Consider the following 20,273-nt stretch of genomic DNA (forward strand, 5'->3'; position numbering starts at 1 on the left):
GACTCCTGTGGGAAAAGCAACAGGTGAAGACCCCACAGGAAGCGGGTTTCTTCCGAGGAGGCTGAGGCGTTGCCCACGGAAAGCAACTGCCCGGAACGGAAATCAACGTTGTACTCATCCTTTTCAAGCTGAACATTACACTATGACGGATTTTCTCTCGACTGCGTCATTCGGGAAGCCGATGCGAAAGAGCCTAATAAAATAATAGAAAAATTAAATATAAGTTTAATTTTTATGCTATAAGATAGTCAGTCCCACAACTAACTTCTCCACTAGATAAAATTTTACTGTTATGTACGAAAAAGACAGTGTAGAATACATTCTACACTGTCTTACTTTTTATTTCTCAATTTTAATGTCATACGTTCTTAACCAGTGGTCCATTTGTGCTAAATGGGCCAGCAACTGTGGTCCTGTCATTAGCTGTCCAAACCACGGAGCGCCTATTTCCTTCCCTTCACTTTCCACTAATTTTCGAATTGCCTCTTTATCAAACAGTTCAAAAAGTCGCGCATTTGGATCTTCTAAAATTTGGTTCATCCATTCAATAACTGCATCCTTATATACTGGGTTATGTGTTTTCGGATACGGACTTTTCTTACGATAAAGGATTTCATCAGGAAGTAGACCTTCTAGCGCTTTACGCAAAATTCCCTTTTCCCTATTTTGGTAAGTTTTCACTTCCCAAGGAATATTCCAAACATATTCAACTAGACGATGGTCACTAAACGGAACACGTGCTTCAAAACTAGCTCCCATACTCATTCTATCTTTACGATCTAACAATGTTGGCATGAACCAATGCATATTTAGGTAAAACATTTGTCTTCTTTGTCTTTCGATTTCGTTATCTCCTTCGAACTCAGGTGTTTCATCAATCGTTTCTTGATACTTTTTGAGCATGTATCCCTGCAAATCAAGTTCATCTTTCCATTCATCGTTTAATAATGATCTTCTCACTTCAGAAGAACGAATCCATGGAAATCCATCACGCTTCAGATCGTCTTCACGATAGAACCAAGGATAACCACCAAAGATTTCATCAGCACATTCCCCTGATAAAGCAACAGTCACTTCTTCTTTCGTTTTTCGGCAGAACCATAATAAAGAAGAATCGACATCTGCCATTCCTGGTAAGTCACGTAGCTCAACTGCCTCTTTCAATAAATCAGCTAACTCCTTGTTATTGATAACAAAGTTGTGGTGCTCTGTATCATTTGCATCGACCATATACCCAATGAAGTCACTATCGCTGGTAGGTTGAAATGAGCTTTTCTCAAAATGCTCATCATTACCTTCATAATCGATGGAGAAAGTTTTTAAATTATCCTTCCCATGACGCTTTAGATAGTTTGATGCAATTGCAGTAATTGCACTAGAATCTACACCACCAGATAAAAATGTTCCAAGTGGTACGTCTGAAATAAGTTGACGTTCCACAGCATCCGTTAATAAATAACGAATCGTATCTGCTGTTTCCTCTACATCATCGGTATGTGCAGTACTAACAACGTTCCAGTAACGTTCGGTGCGGAAACCACTTTTATCAAAAATACCATAGTGCCCAGCTCTTAATTCATTAATCCCCTTAAACACGCCATTTCCCGGTGTACGTGATGGGCCAAGTGCTAAAACTTCACTAAGGCCTTCTTTATCCAATATTGGTTCTATTTCTTCATGAGCTAGTAATGCTTTTAGCTCTGAACCAAACAATAGTCCACCATCTTGTTCCGTATAAAATAACGGTTTTACACCTAAACGGTCTCTAGCAATAAATAAGTACTCATTTTTGGGATCCCAAATTGCAAACGCAAAGATACCATTTAATTTATCTAAACATTTTTCTCCCCATTCAATATAGCTCTTTAATAAAACTTCTGTATCTGAATGGGAATCGAACGTCCATTGCTTATTAAGTAGTTCCTTCCTAATATCTTCCGTATTATATAATTCTCCATTATAGACCAATACATAATTTGCTTTATCCCGAATGCAGTCCATCGGTTGTTTCCCACCATCAGGATCGACAACAATCAGGCGCTGATGACCGAAAGCAACGTCCTTTGAAATCCACTCATTATGCTCATCAGGACCTCGATGTTGAATTGCATTCGCCATTTTTCTTATATTATCAATCTCTGTTGAAAGATCACGGTTAAAATCTACCCAACCTGTAATACCACACATTTATTAATCAACACCCTTTCTTTCTTAAATAAGGCACTTAATAATCATATGATGAATGCGCCCAAAGTGTGAAAGAAGTGCGTATTTTTCTATAATTTAAATAAAAAAACTGAGTCCCCCCATTTTATGGTTGGAACTCAGTTTTTATTAGTTTAGAAAATGTAATCCGTAGGTTAAACGCCCAAAACCTAAAACTAGTGTAATAGCAAAAGCAACTGCAAATTGAATCCAGAAGCTTTTTGTCGGTTTACCCTTACTTACCTTCACTAAAATCATTTCTAATGATGCGATCACCCATAAACCTGCTAAGATTTTAACTATAGCCTCACCTAACATATAGCTCTCTGTGAAATATTGTGTTGATAAACTTCCACCTGAATACAAAATCAATAAATAGTCTAAACGTAGAATCATGTGTAGAATTTTACCTGCTTTTTTCTCTTGTTTGTAAAATGATAATGAAACAAAAAACAAGATTAATCCTAGTACCCAGGCTGTAATATGTAAGTGTGTCATCTCGATCTCCTCCAAAAATTAGTCAAGCATATCATACCATTTTTTTCTTTTCTTTTCACTCTTAATGAAACCTTTATCTTTTTTATAAGATGAAAGAAATATAAAATCATGAATATACCTATGAAGAGAGTTATTAATGAATGGAGGAGCTATATGGTCCATACCAGTCAAGAAATCATCGACAAGACACAGGAATACGGAGCAAAAAACTATCATCCATTACCCATTGTCATTTCAAAAGCGGAGGGTATTTGGGTTGAAGATCCCGAGGGTAATCGTTACTTAGATATGCTTAGTGCCTATTCGGCTGTTAATCAGGGACACCGGCATCCAAAGATTATTGAAGCACTAAAGCAACAAGCTGATCGAGTCACTTTAACTTCACGTGCTTTTCATAATGATCAATTAGGTCCTTGGTTCGAAAAGATATGCAAATTAACTAATAAAGAAATGGCTTTACCTATGAATACTGGTGCAGAGGCGGTTGAAACAGCTATAAAAGCAGCAAGAAGGTGGGGGTATGATGTAAAAGGAATCGCTAATGACAAAGCGGAAATCATTGCATGTATTGGCAATTTCCACGGTAGAACAATGGCAGCTGTCTCTATGTCATCTGAAACAGAGTACAAGCGTGGTTTTGGTCCTATGCTACCTGGAATTAAACTCGTACCTTATGGCGATATCGATGCCTTGGAAGCAGCTATTACAGAAAATACAGTTGGATTTATTACCGAGCCAATTCAAGGAGAAGCTGGTATTGTCATTCCACCAGATGGCTATTTACATAAGGCTGCCCAAATATGTAAGCAACATAGTGTCCTATTTATTGCGGATGAAATCCAAGTAGGTCTAGGTAGAACTGGTAAGCTTTTTGCTTGTCAGTGGGAAGATGTAAATCCTGACATTCTTATACTTGGTAAAGCATTAGGTGGTGGCGTTATACCTATTTCATGTATTGTAGCTAATAAGGCCATTTTAGGTGTTTTCAATCCAGGGTCTCACGGTTCAACGTTTGGTGGTAACCCATTGGCTTGTGCTGTTTCCCTCGCATCCTTACAAGTATTAGAGGAAGAAAACCTTGCTGATCGGTCTTTAGAATTAGGTGAGTATATGAAGAGTCAATTAAACAAGCTCGACAATCCCATTATTAAGGAAATACGGGGCAAAGGGTTATTTATCGGTGTTGAATTAACAGAATCAGCTCGTCCTTATTGCGAGCGGTTAAAAGAAAAAGGTTTGTTATGTAAAGAAACACATGACAATGTCATCCGCTTAGCCCCTCCATTAATTATTAAAAAGGAAGAATTAGATTGGGCCCTAGAACAAATAAAAGAAGTACTCTCTATTTAAGAAAAAGGTGCTGTATCCTGTATACAGCACCTTTTCTACATTCTAGTTGTGACAGGGTACAAAGAAGTAATTCAAGTAGTTCCAAAAGCTGAGGATTTCCTCATGGAAAGCCACACCCTGGAACAGAAATAACGTCTCTACGTACTCAGAGTTTATTAGAATTTGAGTAAAACCTTATGAGCAATTTCAAGTCACACTCTAATTACGTTTTTGCTCTCTTATTACCTAACCTTTGTTTGTACATTAAACATCTCCATACCCATTCTAGCGGTCCATAACGATATCGATTAATCCACCATTTACTTAAAGGCAATTGGATAATAAAAATGACTATCACAATTAATACACTAACGAGTGGACTTACCTTTCCATATAGCTGAAATCCGTAGAATAATAGGAAGCTGATGATCGATTGGAAAATGTAATTCGTTAGGGACATCCTACCAATGTATGTTAGTGGATATAACCATTTTTTTGTCGCTCCCTTTTGAAACAGCAAAGTAATGGTAATTAAATAAAATATCGCAGAGGCTGGCCCTCCAATTCCATCCTGTATCATGGAAAACCATAGAGGATTTTCAAATAAATGCGGTCCTGCCTTCAGTACGATGAATAACAATAACGAAAGCCACCAAATCCTGATAAGAATTGTTTTGTGTTTTTCTACATCGTGCAACCATTTCACCCTAGCAACAACCATTCCTAACAAAAACAATGGCAGTAAGCTCATCGTTAACATGACAAAACTAAATATTCCGTTACTATAGCGCCAGTCTATGTAGTTTTGCGTCCAAACATCTATTAATGAACCATTTCCATATCGTTCAAAAGCGAGATCAATAGCCTCGTAGTCTACCCAATTTAGTTGGTCTCTTACCAAGTATAGGAGCCCTGTGTACAACATGGTTGGTATTACCAAAAGGCATATGCTCCAAACAATAAGTGTTGTCTTCTTCCTGTTGAAAAAGAAGAAAAGAAGAAACCCTATAACTGCATAGGAAATAAGGATATCCCCATGCCAAAGTAGAAATGCATGAAATATTCCAAATAAAAGTAAGACAAATAACCGTCTTAGAATAAAAGGTTTTAAGTTTAATTGCTTTTCTGCTAGATTTTCTACAATAATTTGCATACCAAATCCAAACAAAAAAGAAAACATTGTATAAAAGCTTGCTTGGAAAAAGATATCAATAATATCTTGAACAAATTGGTCTACATTGCTTGTCCAATGACTATCCTCCCCACCATATAAAAAAAATGGTGCATTAAAAGCAGGCACATTCACCATAAAAATCCCAAATATTGCAAATCCCCTTGCAGCATCTATCCAATCTAATCGTTTTTTATTGCTCAATGGTCGTCCTACTCTTCCTTCCATCCACATCCCCCTAATTTGACTATTTCTATGATCATTTTAAACTAATTATTTCGTTTACTCTACCTAATTGTAGAACAGAAAAGAGCTAGACTCATAAACTAAAAGAAAGGAGGGATTCAAGTGCCTGCAGTTGTGGGAGCAATTAAAGTTATATCTATCGGTTCTTCAAGTATTTTTAATGTAGGGGATGTCTATTCCATGAATCCCTATACAGAAGCAAAAACATTTGCTGGTGGTGGTTCCTTTAATACTGGAGATAATATACGGATTAATATTCCACGGTCTAACGTGACGGTTTCCGACTCGGACACTTTTGACCAAAACATCACGGACATTTGAGGTGATCTTACATGTATTTTACGGTTCATCAATCCATTAATATACATTTATTAAAAGTTGGGAGTGTATCTAATTCCTCCGTGCTACAAATTGGAAGTGCTGGTAGCATAGAGGGGGAATCCTCCCTTTACAATACTGGCGGATTCGAATCTTTAGCAGAGGAAGCAGACCCTCCTATAGGGGCTGAGCCACCACTCGTTCCACTAATTCCTCCTAGTTAATCACAGCAATGTATATGTTGCATATTCTATTAACAATTAGGTCATAGTCTAGGAGGTATTCAAATGACATCGAATGCTTGGTACGACTACATCAACCAACTACACACACATATACAACAGCAAGATAAGCGCATTAAAAAATTAGAAAACAGAATAGAACTACTCGAATCGAAGGGGCAAAATAGCCAACAAACAACCATTGAAAAATTAGAATACCATTTTGATCAGTTAAAAATTGAACGGTTAGATGGAACTCTTCATATAGGCTTATCTCCGGAAGATCTAAAGAAAGTTGATGATATGTCTATAAGTCAACCAAATCCAAATTCTTTTCAAAAACAAGCAGATCCAACGAATCAACAACTTGCTTCAGAACTCGACTCCTACTTAATGTCAGAAGGACCTATGATGATTCATCAACTAGCACAGGAATATAGTTACCCTTTAAACGATGCCTATCGGGAAATGATTATACATGATGTTCGAAAACAATTACCTAGTCGAGTTGCCCACTATCAAAAATTAGCCTCAGAGGAAAACGTAACAACAAATGAACGAAATCCTTTTATCAAAGACAAGATTAAGAAGGAAATCGATCATTCTCTAAGGCTATTTTTTACTAATGACCAAGAGAAGGGAGAATAGCAAATGCATTATGAAGTTCATAACTGGGGTTTACATGTTGGAAACATCCAAGTATCGGGCGTAACATCCTCCTCTGTCTTCTTAATAGGGGATAACGAGCAGATGGTGCTTGACTCCTATTTTGATACCCCACCAGAGTCTTATATTGTCGGTTCGTTTGTTCCATTAGGAAGCAGTAGCACCAACAGGTTGGAAGAAATATCAAATGAATAAGCGAACTACTTATGTAAAAAACGTCCGATTAACGACTCTTTCCTACAGCAGCGGATTGGAAATTGGAGATACGCACCAAGCCACCCCCAACTCTAAAGTAATTGCTGTTCAGAAAGAAGGAGGCTTTCATACTGATGAGGGTTATGAGTTTAATCAGTTCCCCATCTTTGATTTAGAAGCAGACAAACCAATATTTATTTCTAATATAAAGCAACAACACCATATGCATAACCCCACTATTCAAGTTGATCATATTGATATAACGGGTGTTTCAACTTCTTCCATTGTTCAGATAGGGAATTTAGACATTGTAAATTCTGAAGCTAGGATCAAACACATTCGAATATTAAAAGAAGCACACAATAAACCAATTTGAAATAAGATAAAGTAAAAACAAAAAAAGGGTGTTTATAAATGCCATCAATGGTCGGTCCAATTAAAATTAATAGTGTCGGCGGAGGCGTAGTAAACTTTGGAGATAGCTTTTATTTATCCCCAAAAAGTGCCTCAAAAACTGCAGCTGGATCAGGAGCATTAAACACTGGTGATTTTATTAATACAAACAACGGAATGAATGCAACAAATGCCATTGATCCCGACGCAGTTGACCAGGTTATAAATGGAAATGGATAATAAGATAATGAGAAGGGCCTCTAATTATAGAGACTTTTCTCATTATTTACATTTTAGGGCATGGAGTTTACTATTATCTCAATGAGAAACGATAAAATAACTAAGAATATCACCACAAGTGTTGAACAAAAGGCAATCATCATCGTATTCAATTCTTCATGGTTGTATCTTTTTCTAGAAAATAAGAATACGAATAGTCCTCCAACAATGGAACCAATCCAGATAATTCTCCCAAACACTGTTTCTAAAGTTTCCCAATCTGCTATCCATAAATAGATAACTCCTAAATGTAAACAGATCAAAACTAAATTAAGACTGATAAGAAATTTCTTTTGCATTATGCTTATCTCCCCATTTACCCTACATACTTGTAATCCCAGCTACAAAGATTGCAAATAAAAAGTTGATTAAAGAAAAACCAAAAACAGGCAAAGTACCATAGTAAGTATTTTTCCACTCTTTAACACCTGCAAAGAAACCTATTAAACTGATACCTATCCATAAAGGTAAAAATAATTGTTCCGCTATACTACTAGGTACAAATTGAATCAAATCTGAAATGTAAACGATCCAATTAATTAATAATAAACAAAGTGCAACCCATGTTAGCTTGCGCACATACCTTAATTTTCGGGATTGATAAAGGATAATAAATGGCCAAATTATTGCTCCTATCATTATGATTAAAACACCCAACAAAAAAATAATACTAAGACCCATTTTCACTCCTCCTTTAAGAAATAATATATTGTTGTAACTGCCTACTTATAGTGTTTTACATATGCAGATTAAAAATGAACAAACTTTATAGAACACTATTACCTAGAAATACTATGTATTAATCCAAAAAAATATCTTGTTGTTAGAAGGAATATACTGTTCCAATCTAGACAGATATTTTTTTACCATAGTGATATCCAATACAGCATACAGGATAGAAAAATCCAGTTAATAAAATACACACTAAAATAAAAGGGATAGTTAAAAACGGTTGAAACCATTCATATGGAATTAACTTAAACACAGTTAGATTCATCAACACGATATTTGGGACAATGCTATAACTAAATGTCTTTTTAAGTAACTTACTTCCTCTAGGACCAAATTCCTTACCAACCTCATAGCCGAGTAATACCCAAAAAATGAGATAAATCATGATAATAAGAAACGGGATGTTAACCAATCTATCCCACATGAATTCAACCCATCTCCAATTCATCTTGTTATAGACAACAGTAAGCATTCCACCACCGATAAACATACAAAAGTTCATCATGACAAATAACCATTGTATTTTTTGCGGGGTGATCCCTAATTCTTTCCACCAAATTGCAGCAATATCTTTTGGAGAACCTAATCGTTCCACTAGTTGGAGCTTAAGATCTGCTATTATTCCCTTCTGTTCCAATTCGGTTATCAATTGCTCCACGTGTATTTGATATTCATCTATTATTTCCTGTTTATTTGGACATTCACCTAAAGCGGTCTCTAACTCCCTTAGAAATGGTTGGGCTTTAGATTTCATGATTCATTTCTCCCAATCAATTTGTTTATCACTTGAACATAGCGATGCCACTCGCTTGTTTTTTCCTTTAAAATTTCTTGTCCTTCGCTTGTTATCCGATAGTATTTACGAGCCGGCCCCTTTTGTTGATTTTGCCAATAGCAATCGATATATGCTTGCTTCTCTAACTTATGTAAAGCAGGATATAGCGTCCCTTCCTTTACTTGAAGGTTGTAGTCACTTCGTTTGTCCATTTCCTTCACTAACTCATAGCCGTACATATTACGCTCTTCTAATAGCTGCAATATCAAAAGAGATGTACTCCCTTTAACAAGTTCACGATTAAACATTATTATCACCTACCTAGAATAAAAAGGTATAGAGTTATCATAAAACAACCGTGTACAAAATTCAAGTAAATATTTACCACTCCTCCTATCTCATAAGGCTAGGATCTTTCAAACAACCAAATGAAAAGGAAGTACCCTTTAACTTGCAGGTACTTCCTTCACCAATCCTTATCACTTTACATCTATCAACAGTGCTTTATCAAGAAAATATAAGTATTTCTCGTTGATAGGTTTTTTCCATATATCTTCTAGTGCCTTGGAATATAACTCTATTTGTACAGTATATCGTTCTTTTAATTTGGCTTTTAACTCTGGAGTTACTTCTTCCGTGATTTGGTCTGTCTTATAATCCAATAGGATGAATCCATCATCTACTGGAATTAAGCAATCTATAACCCCTTGAATTAAAACCTTTTCGTCTGTTTCTTCTTGCCAATTATGATACACTTCATTCGCTTTGAGTGTATAACTAAATGGTACCTCACGGTGAATTACCGGTGATTTAATCATTCTCTCGGCAATATCGGTAGCAAGAAACCGTTCGATAGCGTCTAGGTTAACCACTTCGGCTTCATCCTGCGTCAATATTTCCTTTATTACCATATGTGAAACAAACTCTTCTATTTCACTACTATTCCATTTTTTTGTTAAAGGAAGATGCTGTAGAACCGTATGCATAATTGTTCCGATCTCAGCAGCAGTTAGGCGTTTCTCTTTTTGCATGAACTTTGGTCGCTTTACGATCGGCGCTTTAAACGGTTGTATTAATTCGAGATCACTGTAGTCATCTTTTACTTCACGTTGGCGTTTAATTTCCGTAACAGATTGCTTCGCGCGGAAACTAGATGCGAACTGATGTGGATAATTATAAGCAAGACGGTCTGCAACAAGCTCGTCTAGTTTTCCATCTGTCTGATCAATTGGTTTCCAGTCATTTATCGCCTTTTGCAAACTTTCCTCTTGCTGTGCTTCTATTTCATTTAACTTAGAATATTCGCTACCATGAACAAGCCTTACCTTCCAACTTGAAATGTCTTCGCGAATGTCATCTGGTACTTGAACGCTTATATCGACTGTACGTAAAACATCGTTATGCTTGTGACGGATTAGGGATGGTCCTACCCAATCTAAGTAGGTCTTCGCTTCTAACCTGTAATGTGGAGGTAATACCCAGTCCTTGTGTTCCACAATTTCTTGCCACTTCTCCTGCTTCTTCTCAAAGGATGCAACATTACCAACCATAACAAGCTTTTCTTTTGCCCGCGTTAGTGCTACATATAAAACACGCATTTCCTCAGCCCACAATTCACGTTGCTTTTCTTTTTTTAAGGCATGATATGCTAGTGTTGGGTACATGATACGTTTCTCTGGATCAATGAACTTACTACCGAACCCTAAGTCTTTATGCAACAAATATTTCTGACGGAGATCTTGCTGGTTAAACTGCTTGTCCATTGCTCCAACAATTACTACAGGAAACTCGAGTCCTTTACTTTTGTGTATTGTCATGATTCGGACAACATCTTCCTGTTCCCCTAATGCCCGTGCTGCACCTAAATCGTCACCTTTCTCTTCCATACGCTCGATAAAACGTAGAAAACGGAATAATCCTCGGAACGAAGTAGATTCGTAGGCTCTAGCTCGATCATAAAGGGCTCTTAGATTAGCCTGACGTTGCCTTCCACCAGGAATACCACCAACAAAATCATAATAACCTGTTTCCCGATAGATTTGCCAAACTAGTTCAGATAAAGCTCCCTGTCTAGCTCGAACTCGCCAGTCACTTAGCTGTCTTAAGAATTGTTCTATTTGCTTTTGTTTCCCTCTATCTACGGTATCATTCATAAATGTTAGTAAGGCATCGTAATAAGATGTTCGTTTCTTTGCCAACCTAATTTGCGCAAGGTCTTCTTCATCTAATCCTACAATTGGAGAACGTAATACGGATGCTAACGGAATATCTTGCTTTGGATTATCAATTACTTTTAACAGGCTCAGCATCACTTTAATTTCGATTGCTTCAAAATAACCTGTGGAAAGTTCGGCATATACAGGTATTCCCTGTTGTTTTAGTTCCTCCGTAATCGTTGGTGCCCAGGTCATCGAACGTAACAAAATAACGATATCGCGGTATTGAATATTACGCTGTGATCCAGTACCCTTATCTACTACTTGCATTGGAGATTCGTCACGATTTCCGATCCAACGATTGATCATTTGGCCATATGCTCTAGCTTCAATTTGGGCTTTCTCTAAATCTTGAAATTCTTCCCCTTCAGCCTGATCCGCATCTTTTTCCTCTTGAACTTCTCGGTCAATAATGAGGAGTTCAGCTTCTGTATCGGACAAAGTTAATTCATCATAAATTTTATTGGAATATATTAATTCTGCATCCTGCTCGTAATTCATCTCACCGACCTCTTCATTTAGTAGTTGTCTAAATATATAATTGGTCGCTGATAATACTTGTTCCCTACTTCTAAAATTACGTGCTAAATCGATCCGTTTTGCTGGATGATCGTGGTTCGCAAATTGCTTATATTTGTCCATAAACAATGTAGGCTCAGCATGTCGAAAGCGATAAATACTTTGTTTAACATCCCCAACCATGAACATGTTTCCATTTCCTTCTCGATCAGACATTAGTGAAATAATAGATTCCTGAACAAGATTTGTATCCTGATATTCATCCACTAATAACTCAGAAAAACGCTTTTGGAGATCCGTAGCAACAGCAGATGGCTTAATCTGATCAGGTGATGAATCCTCCGACATTAAAAGCCTCAACGCATAATGCTCTAAATCAGAAAAATCGACTAGTGCTTTTTCTTTTTTAGCTTGTGTAAATCGTTCCTTGAATTCCTTAACAAGCACTGTTAACTGCATAATAGTTGGATATAATCCAGCCATGTCAGACAAATAAGAAGATAGCTTTCTGGAAAACCAATCACCAGCTAAATCATTCCATCTTTTTTTATAACTATTTCTTAAATTTTTTAGTCTTTCTTTCTTAGCTTCGTCACACTCTACTTTTTTACGTGACAATGCCGCAAACTTTGCTTCAGTGAATACGCGTTGCATATCATCCCAAGAAAATTTTAGCATTGCACTTGCTTCATTGATTAAAGCAAAGTCTGACTCTATTGCTTCTGCATAGTGGTATGGACCATCGCTTTCTTTCGTAAGTTCCATAGCAGCGTTCGCTTCAGCATGCATGGCCTGAAGCTGACTAGCTACTTCTCTCTTTAAAATGGAAAGCCATTCAATTGACGTTTCATCTTCATCTTCAGCCACATGATACATTTTTGTCATATTGTCTAGCCAAGCATCTGGCCAGGGGTTTTGTGTTGCAAAGTCATAAAGCGTTAAGATTAGTTCTTCTACATCTAGATCACTTCTATCATTAGAAAAACGATCGACAACTGCAAAAAAGGCGGCTTGTTCCTCTCCTTCTTTTCCATACCATTCCTCGAATAAATCCTCTAACACTTCTTGTCGGATCATATCTCCCTCTACGTCATCTGCAATTCTAAACGCTGGATCAATATCAAGTAAGTAAGCATACTTGCGAACTAATTCCATACAAAAAGAATGTAGGGTTGAAATCGAAGCACGTTGCAACAACGATAACTGTTTCTTTAAATGAGTGGAAGAAGGATTGGCCTCTAATGCTGCTTCCAATGCTTCACCAACCCGATTACGCATTTCCTGTGCTGCTGCATTAGTAAATGTCACTACTAGTAAGGAGTCAATATCAATTGGATTATCCTTATTTAGCAGCTTTTGAATAATACGTTCCACAAGCACTGCTGTTTTACCAGAACCCGCTGCTGCAGCAACTAGAATATCGCTTCCACTTGAATAAATCGCTTGCTCTTGTTCTTTCGTCCATTGTGGCATTTAGCCTTCCTCCCTTCTTTTTATAGCTTCTAATACATCTTCATCTTTCATATCTTGTAGTTTACGATAGTTATTCTCTTCTAAAGTTGGATCAAACTGACACACTGACTTAAAGTCACAATACGTACATGCTGTTTGTTGCTTATGCTGATAAGGATTTAATTGAACCCCACCACTCGTTATATCTACACCAGCAGTTATCATTAAATCCCTTATATAACCTTGAAGCTGTTCAAAGGTTTCCGGTTGTGCGGTGCTAGAACCCTTACGGAAATCCCCATTATTTTTTAAGCCAGCTGGAACAATTGTACTAGAACCACTGTCCAAATTTGTATCCATCATTTTTACGATTTGCTCATTTTCTACTAAAAGACCTTGCATCTTAAACTTCTTAAAAATTTCTTTTTCAATGGATTTGTCATCTAACTTTTTATTTCCTGATATCATTGGATTATGAACATGGAAATAAAGGACACCTGCTGGCGTTGCTTTTGTACCAAGCCATTTCTCTGAATTAGATAAAACAACATCTAAATAAGCCAACATCTGTAAAGCTAACCCATAATATACTTCTACTAAATTCAATCCTTTAGAACTAGATTTATAGTCAATAATTCTTAAATATAGCTCTTCTTGATTGAGCGCACGGTCTACTCTATCGATTCTTCCCCTTAACATTAATTCAAAGCCATTAGGTAGCTCTAGACTAATTGGCGCTAACTGATTACCAGGCCCAAACCCTAATTCTAAACCAACTGGAGAGAATTGACTTTGCCTTGATTGCTCACTTAATACAAAAGTTGCTCTAGCTATAATATCCAATAACTTTTGTTGAATAAATTGATAGCGATTGGAACTATGCAAGATTTGGTGTTGCAAAACTGGTGCTAGACTAGTTACTGCACGATTTGCATATTTTCTAGATTCAGCTTGATAGATTTGTGAAAAGTCTAAGCCCTCCTCCTGAATCCATTCGGTTATTTTCTTTAGTGCCTCATGAAATAACTGGCCAATATCAGGTGCATCTAACTTATAGGTTTGTCTTTCCTCTAATCCTAAGCTGTAACGAGCAAAATGCTGATAAGAACAACGGTGATACATTTCTAATCTAGACACACTAGCCTTAATTTGGGTTGGATAGATTTGTTTAACTGTTTCCTCTGATAATTTTTTAGGCTCATTTTTATAAAATAAACTTTGAAGTATTTTGTTTGTAGTTCCATCCCTTTCAGAATGAGAGATATACCAATTCAACACACTCCACCATACTGGATCAATTGGATAACCTCGGAATTTCCTTGCAAGCTGAGCTGTTAAAGCAGATCTTGTTTTTACAGGTGTTGTAACAAATCGTTCCGCCTCTGTCATTTCCTCTGGATCTTGTAAGAGAATATGGTGCTGACAGGCAGGAAACAAATCCTCGATCCTCTTGATAAGCTGGGAAGCTACCTTTAATTTCCCTTCTTCGTTACTTAATGGATAGCTAATCCAAAGTCTATCGGAAGCTGTTGTAAAGGCAAGATATAGATAAAACCAGTCATCTAATAACCTTCGTTTGCTCCCATCAGCTAATTTCATTCCTTGGATCGCAAGTAATTCCCTTTCTTCTTCTGAGATCATCCCATCAGAACTTGGTTTCATTGGCCAAATTCCCTCGTTAACCCCTAGCAATAATGCACATTTAACTTCACTCATACGCGAACGATCAATGGTACCTGTCACAACATGATCCATACTTGGTGGTACATGGGCAAATTTTAACGATTCAAACCCAGTATCTAAAGTAGCCCTGAATACCTGTAGAGACATTTTTTCATTGCCTGCAATTTCAACCATTTCATCTAAAAGTTGGATGACCGCTTCCCAAACTTGCTCCTGTTCCCTACTTCTTTCAATTCTTCCCTTCTGCTCCAAATCATCTCGTACGCTTTCTAATTGCTCTGAAACTCCCATTGATTCTAGCCATTCAAATATGATTACCGCTTTGTCCTGAATGGTTGCTGCATCTCTTAGTTTTTCATCGAAAGCTTGAATTGCTTTTACTACTTGATTACGGTAACGATTTATCCTCTTTTGCATTTCTTTTTCCTGATCTGTTTGCGACGCTTTATCAAAACCACGGAACCGTTGAAACACCCATTCCTTTTCACTAAACCAACGACTTCTACCACGAATCCCATACTCTAACACATAATTTTCTAACTCATCGATGGCGTCTTCATCTAATGGGAAATATCGATCGCTCGGAGGGATTAGACCAGTTTTCAGCACACGAAAAACAGCATCATAACGCCAATTCCCTTCCACAATATCTAAGACTGACCTTAGTAATTCAATTAAAGGATGATTCATCATCGTTCTTTTTTCATCAATAAAAACTGGAATATCATAATCACTAAATACCGTTTCGATCAAATCGTGATAAACATCTGTTTGTCTAATTAAGAGCGCAATATCCTTAAAGCGATAGTTTTCCTCTCGAACGAGCCTTAATATCTCTTGAGCAGCACCTTCGACTTCTGCCCGTGGATGTACTGCCTCAGCAATTTGGATCGGCACCTTCCCTTCATATTTGGGGGCAGGTCTTACATCAAAATATTTCTCCAAATGGGCAAAATAAGGTTTATCTTTAAATGCGCCTTCTGACTCTTCCATTAAATCTACTTGTGTATTTATTTGGTTCTCTTTAGCAAGCTTCATTAGTGCAACGTAAGTCTCTTTTGTCTGCGCAAATAGATCAAGTTCGGATATATTATCTTGTGCTGGCTTGTCCAAGGTTAACGTCACTGATACGTGTTTTACTTTTTGTAAAAGTGCCTCAACAACCAATAATTCCTGAGGAGTAAATCGGTGGAACCCATCTACATACACTTCTGCTTCACTTAAAAAATCGGCTTCTCCAATTTTATCAGCTAGCTGCTGTAATTGATCTTCACTGTCAATGTAGTTATCTTTTAATGCATTTACTAAATGATCATAAATATAATGAAGATCCTCTAATTTATTACGTAAGGCGATTTCACCTGTGTATTTATGTTGAAATTGATCCATTTCCATCATCTGCAGGGCTACCATTTCTGGTGTAATTCGGTATCGTTTGAATTCCGTAATCATCGACTCTAATTGTTCCATAAAGCCTTGCTTTTCAATTGCCTTCTGAAACATCTTCCAGTCGGTCTTTTTTTCTTCTGCGATTTTTCTTATCATCATTTGGATACCAGTCGAACTCACATATTTCCTAGTTCCCCCACCAGTTTCCTGTAAGACACGCCATCCAAGTCGTGAAAAGCTAAACACTTGAGCACGAATACTTCCATTTACTTCTTCATCACTTAGAAGTGCATACTCCTGTTGAAACGTCATTTGATCCGGAACAATATAGATAATTGGTGGACCTTGAGGATTTGTTTTTAGTTTTTGCTTGATTTCTTCCACACACTTTTCACTTTTCCTAGTTGCTGCTTTTCCTAATATAAATCGAATCCCCACACTAGCCCCTCCTTTATTTTTCTGCACACAAAAGTTGCGTACTTTCATATAGTACAATAGTCTATTTTACTGAGGTGACTCTGTATGTCCAAGTCAACCACAACTGCAATTGTTTTCATTTACTGCTCCGTTTTCATAGCAAGTAGTATCTACGTAATGATCCCATTACACCCACAACTAGCTAGCCTGTTCGATGCGTCTATACAACTTGTATCGCTAACGAGCACACTATTTGTTTTACCTTATTCGTTTGGTTTACTTTTATTTGGAATGCTTGCTGAACGCTTTTCCTTACGTACTCTTTTACTTATCGGTATGGCTTTACTTTCCACCGTGACCGGTCTATTGAGTATCAGCGATTCCATCTATACTTTAATTGTATTACGTATTTTTCAAGGGATATTAGCTGCAAGCTTTGCCCCTATTACATTTGCTTATTGTTTTCAGCATTTCAAAGGCTCATTTCAAGCATTTGTAATCGCAATGGTTAATACTGGATTTTTATTTGCTGGTGTTTTTGGACAAATGATCTCAGCATTTTTTGCGGAAACATTTTCCTATCATGCTGTCTTTATAGCCTTTTGCTGTTTCTATTTAAGCTGCCTAGTTGGCCTATTTTTCACTTTATCATCTACAACTAAATCTAATAGCACTGTATCCTTAAAAATAAAGCAACTGTATCTTACTATTCTATCATGTTTTCGTAATCAATCCTTGAAAAAGCTTTACAGTATAACGTTTTTCCTACTATTTACGATTATGTTATTTTATGGTTCATTGGAAATATATTTGTATAAACAAACGAATGTGTTTCCTATTTCGTTACAATTAATAAGAGTAATCAGTTTGCTTGGCATCTTACCTGCTTTCTTTGTAAGTAGGTTAGTTAAGCAGTATGAAGCGAAAACAATTTTGAGGGTCCAGCTAGGGGTAATGATTATTGGGTTCATTCCAGCTATCCTAAGTATTAATGTCTATACAGTTGTGATTGCTTCGCTTTCTATGATAGCGTCGACCTCTTTAACAATTCCTATGGTCGTACTACTTGTCGGGAAGTACGCACAACAAAATAAGGCAACCGCTGTATCATTCTACTCCTTCGTCCTCTTAATTGGAGCTAGCATAGGCTCTGTTTTAGCAGCCACCCTTTCATTTGAAACGATTCTTATGAGCATTCCAATTTTATTTATTTGTATACTGTTTATTGCTGCAAGACTACCTTCTGGATAACCATTAATCTTAAAAACCCACAAAAAAGACAGATGAGAATTAAATCTCATCTGTCTTTTTTTGTACATTTTTTCTAGGTTTTGGCTTAAAGTAAAGCCCTAATTCTTTTTTCTCTTTTGATAAGGATCGATAGAGCGAGACCATCATGAGTGCCATTATAAACGAGAATGGAAATGCTGCGATAATTAAAGCATTTTGCAATGCTTGAAGTCCTCCACTAAACAGTAAGGTTAAAGCAACTGTTGACTGCGCAATACCCCATGTTAATTTCACACTATTAGACGGGGTTAGAGAACCATAAGTTGTTTGCATTCCTAGTACAAATGTCGCGGAGTCCGCAGATGTAATAAAAAAGGTACTTATTAACACAATAGCTACAATGGATAACACTTGTGAACCAGGAAATTCATTAAAAATAGCAAACAGTACTTCCTCTGTTGCATATTGTGTCAAATCAACATTACCAATACTCTGAATGTCAATTGCTGATGTTCCAAACGTTGTAAACCAAATAAAGCTCACTAATGCTGGTAATAATAAGACGCCAATGATAAACTCTCGAATCGTTCTTCCTCGCGATACACGTGCAATAAAAATCCCAACAAATGGCGACCAAGAAATCCACCATGCCCAATAAAATATTGTCCAGCCATTAATCCAATCACGGTGATCTTGATTCAAGGGAGCAATACGAAAACTCATTTGGGCAAGATTTTGTATATAACCACCAATTGAATCTGTAAACATGTTTAGAATTAAAATGGTCGGGCCAATAAAAAATGTTAATACAAGTAAAGTAATCGCTAATACCATATTTGTATTACTCAAGTACTTTATCCCTTTCCCCAAACCAGACCATGCTGAAATCATAAATAAGACAGTAACTGATGCTATAATAATAAATTGTACAGTTATATTATTAGGAATCTTAAATAAGTAAGATAATCCACCATTAATTTGTGCAGCGCCAAATCCTAGTGTAGTGGCAACGCCTATTACTGTGGCAAAAACAGCTAGAACGTCTACAACGATTCCTAGAGGACCTTCCATACTTTTTCCTAGTACTGGCTTTAATGTTGCTGATATCAAGCCTGGTTCATCTTTCCTAAACTTATAATATGCTAACGCTAAAGCGACAATAGCATATATTCCCCAAGCATGAATACCCCAGTGGAAAAAGGTGTACCTCATTGCTTCTTTCTGCGCTTGGTTTGTTCCAGCATCCGCTAATGGAGGACTCATGAAGTGGGAGAGTGGTTCTGCCGCTCCCCAAAATACAAGGCCTATACCCATTCCAGCACTAAACAGCATCGCAAACCATGTTCCTTTGGAATACTCAGGTTCCTCATCAGCTTTTCCTAATTTGATTGTACCTACAGGACTAAATATAAGAAATACACAAAATATAACGATGATGGTTACTAAAATAAGATAGTACCACCCAAATGTTGATGTAATTATTTTTTGGATATTTGCTGTAATTTCTTCAAAACTATTTGGCGTTGCTGCACCAAAAATTACAGCTACTAGTACAATGGCAAGTGTAATCCAAAATACACTGGATACCTTCTTCATAAACTTCTCCTCTCGATTAATAATTGCAAATAGTATATTACCCAGTTATCTATATTACATAAACCTACATTTTTCAACAACCTTCTTTTCTTATAATTCCTAATTACTTTCTACCTATTCATTTCAAAAGTTTTGTGTAGATCGTCTTGTTCACTCTCATGTTTTATCTAAATCTAATTATTAAACGTTAACCCTAGCTGTGATACAGGCCAATACCTAATATCTACTTTTCCCACTACTTTCTCTTCATCAACAAAACCAAAGTATCGGCTATCTAAGCTTTTCTTTCGATTATCCCCAAGAACAAATAATTTTCCATCTGGGACAGTTAAACTATCTGTAACGTCCTCTAAAGAAAAATCTTCCGTTAGTAGACTACCATCATTTGTTCTGTACGGATCTAAATAATGTTCCTCTACTTTTCTTTCATTAACATATAACGTATCATTTTTATATTCAATGTGATCTCCTGGCTTTCCGATGACCCGTTTCACGTAATCTTCTTCCTTATTTGCATGAAACACAATGACATCAAATCGATCAATATCAGTTAGATCATAGATCATTTTGTTAACCATTAATAAATTCCCATCATACAAAGTTGGTTCCATTGATTTTCCATCCACAATGTAACTAGCAAATAAGTAGGAGCGAAATATCATGGCTAACAATATAGCTATCAATACCGTTCTTAATATGGGCCAAACTTTCATACTCTTCATATTCATTTCCCCCAAAAGGAT

The 20,273-nt window shown here is 36.8% G+C and carries 19 protein-coding genes; 8 read left to right on the forward strand and 11 right to left on the reverse strand.

Annotated features, from left to right (window positions below; all coding sequences use genetic code 11):
- Positions 1-339 precede the first annotated feature (339 nt).
- Together asnB and H7K77_RS15740 are read right to left on the reverse strand one after the other, a co-directional pair.
- Positions 340-2,187, reverse strand: coding sequence for an asparagine synthase (glutamine-hydrolyzing) (asnB, locus tag H7K77_RS15735; protein ID WP_186579065.1), 1,848 nt, complete (start codon positions 2,185-2,187; stop codon positions 340-342).
- 147 nt (positions 2,188-2,334) lie between these two features.
- Positions 2,335-2,703, reverse strand: coding sequence for a YisL family protein (locus tag H7K77_RS15740; protein WP_186579067.1), 369 nt, complete (start codon positions 2,701-2,703; stop codon positions 2,335-2,337).
- 153 nt (positions 2,704-2,856) lie between these two features.
- Here H7K77_RS15740 and H7K77_RS15745 point away from each other — a divergent pair, with 153 nt between their 5' ends.
- The gene (locus H7K77_RS15745) at positions 2,857-4,053 is read left to right on the forward strand and encodes an ornithine--oxo-acid transaminase (RefSeq protein WP_186579069.1); all 1,197 of its coding nucleotides are present in this window, start codon (positions 2,857-2,859) and stop codon (positions 4,051-4,053) included.
- A gap of 202 nt (positions 4,054-4,255) precedes the next feature.
- Here the strand turns inward: H7K77_RS15745 and H7K77_RS15750 are convergent, their stop codons facing one another.
- Entirely contained in the window at positions 4,256-5,431 is a 1,176-nt protein-coding gene (locus tag H7K77_RS15750) for a DUF418 domain-containing protein (protein ID WP_186579071.1), read from the reverse strand.
- Between the two features lie 120 nt (positions 5,432-5,551).
- Here H7K77_RS15750 and H7K77_RS15755 point away from each other — a divergent pair, with 120 nt between their 5' ends.
- The 6 genes from H7K77_RS15755 to H7K77_RS15780 all read left to right on the forward strand — a co-directional run bounded on the left by H7K77_RS15755 (position 5,552) and on the right by H7K77_RS15780 (position 7,482).
- Positions 5,552-5,770, forward strand: coding sequence for a spore germination protein (locus H7K77_RS15755; protein ID WP_186579073.1), 219 nt, complete (start codon positions 5,552-5,554; stop codon positions 5,768-5,770).
- 11 nt (positions 5,771-5,781) lie between these two features.
- Positions 5,782-5,991 carry a spore germination protein GerPB gene (locus H7K77_RS15760; RefSeq protein ID WP_186579075.1) on the forward strand — a complete coding sequence of 70 codons (210 nt, stop codon included), beginning with the start codon at positions 5,782-5,784 and terminating at the stop codon, positions 5,989-5,991.
- A gap of 63 nt (positions 5,992-6,054) precedes the next feature.
- The gene (gene gerPC / locus H7K77_RS15765) at positions 6,055-6,636 is read left to right on the forward strand and encodes a spore germination protein GerPC (RefSeq protein ID WP_186579077.1); all 582 of its coding nucleotides are present in this window, start codon (positions 6,055-6,057) and stop codon (positions 6,634-6,636) included.
- 3 nt (positions 6,637-6,639) lie between these two features.
- A complete protein-coding gene (locus H7K77_RS15770) occupies positions 6,640-6,849 on the forward strand; it encodes a spore gernimation protein GerPD (protein WP_186579079.1) in 210 nt (69 codons plus the stop codon).
- A complete protein-coding gene (locus tag H7K77_RS15775; RefSeq protein WP_186579081.1) occupies positions 6,842-7,225 on the forward strand; it encodes a spore germination protein GerPE in 384 nt (127 codons plus the stop codon). The genes H7K77_RS15770 and H7K77_RS15775 overlap by 8 nt, the downstream gene beginning before the upstream one ends.
- Before the next feature lie 38 nt (positions 7,226-7,263).
- Complete coding sequence (locus tag H7K77_RS15780; RefSeq protein WP_186579083.1) at positions 7,264-7,482, forward strand: spore germination protein; 219 nt, start codon at positions 7,264-7,266, stop codon at positions 7,480-7,482.
- Between the two features lie 53 nt (positions 7,483-7,535).
- Here H7K77_RS15780 and H7K77_RS15785 read toward each other — a convergent pair whose 3' ends face one another.
- From H7K77_RS15785 to addB, 6 genes are all read right to left on the reverse strand, one after another.
- Complete coding sequence (locus H7K77_RS15785) at positions 7,536-7,820, reverse strand: hypothetical protein (protein WP_186579085.1); 285 nt, start codon at positions 7,818-7,820, stop codon at positions 7,536-7,538.
- Positions 7,821-7,842: 22 nt separating this feature from the next.
- Positions 7,843-8,202 (reverse strand): hypothetical protein, encoded by a 360-nt coding sequence (locus H7K77_RS15790; RefSeq protein WP_186579087.1) that lies wholly within the window; start codon positions 8,200-8,202, stop codon positions 7,843-7,845.
- 166 nt (positions 8,203-8,368) lie between these two features.
- Positions 8,369-9,007 (reverse strand): hypothetical protein, encoded by a 639-nt coding sequence (locus H7K77_RS15795; protein ID WP_186579089.1) that lies wholly within the window; start codon positions 9,005-9,007, stop codon positions 8,369-8,371.
- On the reverse strand, positions 9,004-9,336 hold the full coding sequence (locus tag H7K77_RS15800; RefSeq protein WP_186579091.1) for a PadR family transcriptional regulator: 333 nt from the start codon (positions 9,334-9,336) through the stop codon (positions 9,004-9,006). The genes H7K77_RS15795 and H7K77_RS15800 overlap by 4 nt, the downstream gene beginning before the upstream one ends.
- Before the next feature lie 171 nt (positions 9,337-9,507).
- A complete protein-coding gene (gene addA, locus H7K77_RS15805; protein ID WP_186579093.1) occupies positions 9,508-13,236 on the reverse strand; it encodes a helicase-exonuclease AddAB subunit AddA in 3,729 nt (1,242 codons plus the stop codon).
- Positions 13,237-16,725: a helicase-exonuclease AddAB subunit AddB gene (gene addB, locus H7K77_RS15810; RefSeq protein ID WP_186579095.1), complete on the reverse strand. Its 3,489-nt coding sequence runs from the start codon at positions 16,723-16,725 to the stop codon at positions 13,237-13,239.
- An 84-nt stretch (positions 16,726-16,809) separates the two neighbouring features.
- Here addB and H7K77_RS15815 point away from each other — a divergent pair, with 84 nt between their 5' ends.
- On the forward strand, positions 16,810-17,955 hold the full coding sequence (locus H7K77_RS15815; protein WP_186579097.1) for an MFS transporter: 1,146 nt from the start codon (positions 16,810-16,812) through the stop codon (positions 17,953-17,955).
- A 39-nt stretch (positions 17,956-17,994) separates the two neighbouring features.
- On the opposite strand, the gene H7K77_RS15820 is transcribed toward H7K77_RS15815, so the two are convergent.
- Together H7K77_RS15820 and lepB are read right to left on the reverse strand one after the other, a co-directional pair.
- A complete protein-coding gene (locus tag H7K77_RS15820) occupies positions 17,995-19,530 on the reverse strand; it encodes a glycine betaine uptake BCCT transporter (protein WP_186579099.1) in 1,536 nt (511 codons plus the stop codon).
- 173 nt (positions 19,531-19,703) lie between these two features.
- The gene (lepB, locus tag H7K77_RS15825) at positions 19,704-20,252 is read right to left on the reverse strand and encodes a signal peptidase I (protein WP_186579101.1); all 549 of its coding nucleotides are present in this window, start codon (positions 20,250-20,252) and stop codon (positions 19,704-19,706) included.
- Positions 20,253-20,273 lie beyond the last annotated feature (21 nt).

Origin of the sequence: Aquibacillus kalidii, assembly GCF_014280935.1 — a bacterium.
In the GTDB taxonomy this organism is placed as follows: Bacteria; Bacillota; Bacilli; order Bacillales; family Amphibacillaceae; genus Aquibacillus_D; species Aquibacillus_D kalidii.

Excerpts from the sequence above, each read along its gene's own strand:
- H7K77_RS15820 (WP_186579099.1), bottom strand. The coding sequence starts at position 19,530 with ATGAAGAAGGTATCCAGTGTATTTTGGATTACACTTGCCATTGTACTA.
- H7K77_RS15790 (WP_186579087.1), bottom strand. The coding sequence starts at position 8,202 with ATGGGTCTTAGTATTATTTTTTTGTTGGGTGTTTTAATCATAATGATA.
- H7K77_RS15760 (WP_186579075.1), top strand. The coding sequence starts at position 5,782 with ATGTATTTTACGGTTCATCAATCCATTAATATACATTTATTAAAAGTT.
- H7K77_RS15750 (WP_186579071.1), bottom strand. The coding sequence starts at position 5,431 with ATGGAAGGAAGAGTAGGACGACCATTGAGCAATAAAAAACGATTAGAT.
- addA (WP_186579093.1), bottom strand. The coding sequence starts at position 13,236 with ATGCCACAATGGACGAAAGAACAAGAGCAAGCGATTTATTCAAGTGGA.
- H7K77_RS15785 (WP_186579085.1), bottom strand. The coding sequence starts at position 7,820 with ATGCAAAAGAAATTTCTTATCAGTCTTAATTTAGTTTTGATCTGTTTA.
- H7K77_RS15745 (WP_186579069.1), top strand. The coding sequence starts at position 2,857 with ATGGTCCATACCAGTCAAGAAATCATCGACAAGACACAGGAATACGGA.
- H7K77_RS15800 (WP_186579091.1), bottom strand. The coding sequence starts at position 9,336 with ATGTTTAATCGTGAACTTGTTAAAGGGAGTACATCTCTTTTGATATTG.
- gerPC (WP_186579077.1), top strand. The coding sequence starts at position 6,055 with ATGACATCGAATGCTTGGTACGACTACATCAACCAACTACACACACAT.
- H7K77_RS15795 (WP_186579089.1), bottom strand. The coding sequence starts at position 9,007 with ATGAAATCTAAAGCCCAACCATTTCTAAGGGAGTTAGAGACCGCTTTA.
- H7K77_RS15770 (WP_186579079.1), top strand. The coding sequence starts at position 6,640 with ATGCATTATGAAGTTCATAACTGGGGTTTACATGTTGGAAACATCCAA.
- lepB (WP_186579101.1), bottom strand. The coding sequence starts at position 20,252 with ATGAAGAGTATGAAAGTTTGGCCCATATTAAGAACGGTATTGATAGCT.
- H7K77_RS15740 (WP_186579067.1), bottom strand. The coding sequence starts at position 2,703 with ATGACACACTTACATATTACAGCCTGGGTACTAGGATTAATCTTGTTT.
- H7K77_RS15780 (WP_186579083.1), top strand. The coding sequence starts at position 7,264 with ATGCCATCAATGGTCGGTCCAATTAAAATTAATAGTGTCGGCGGAGGC.
- H7K77_RS15775 (WP_186579081.1), top strand. The coding sequence starts at position 6,842 with ATGAATAAGCGAACTACTTATGTAAAAAACGTCCGATTAACGACTCTT.
- H7K77_RS15815 (WP_186579097.1), top strand. The coding sequence starts at position 16,810 with ATGTCCAAGTCAACCACAACTGCAATTGTTTTCATTTACTGCTCCGTT.
- asnB (WP_186579065.1), bottom strand. The coding sequence starts at position 2,187 with ATGTGTGGTATTACAGGTTGGGTAGATTTTAACCGTGATCTTTCAACA.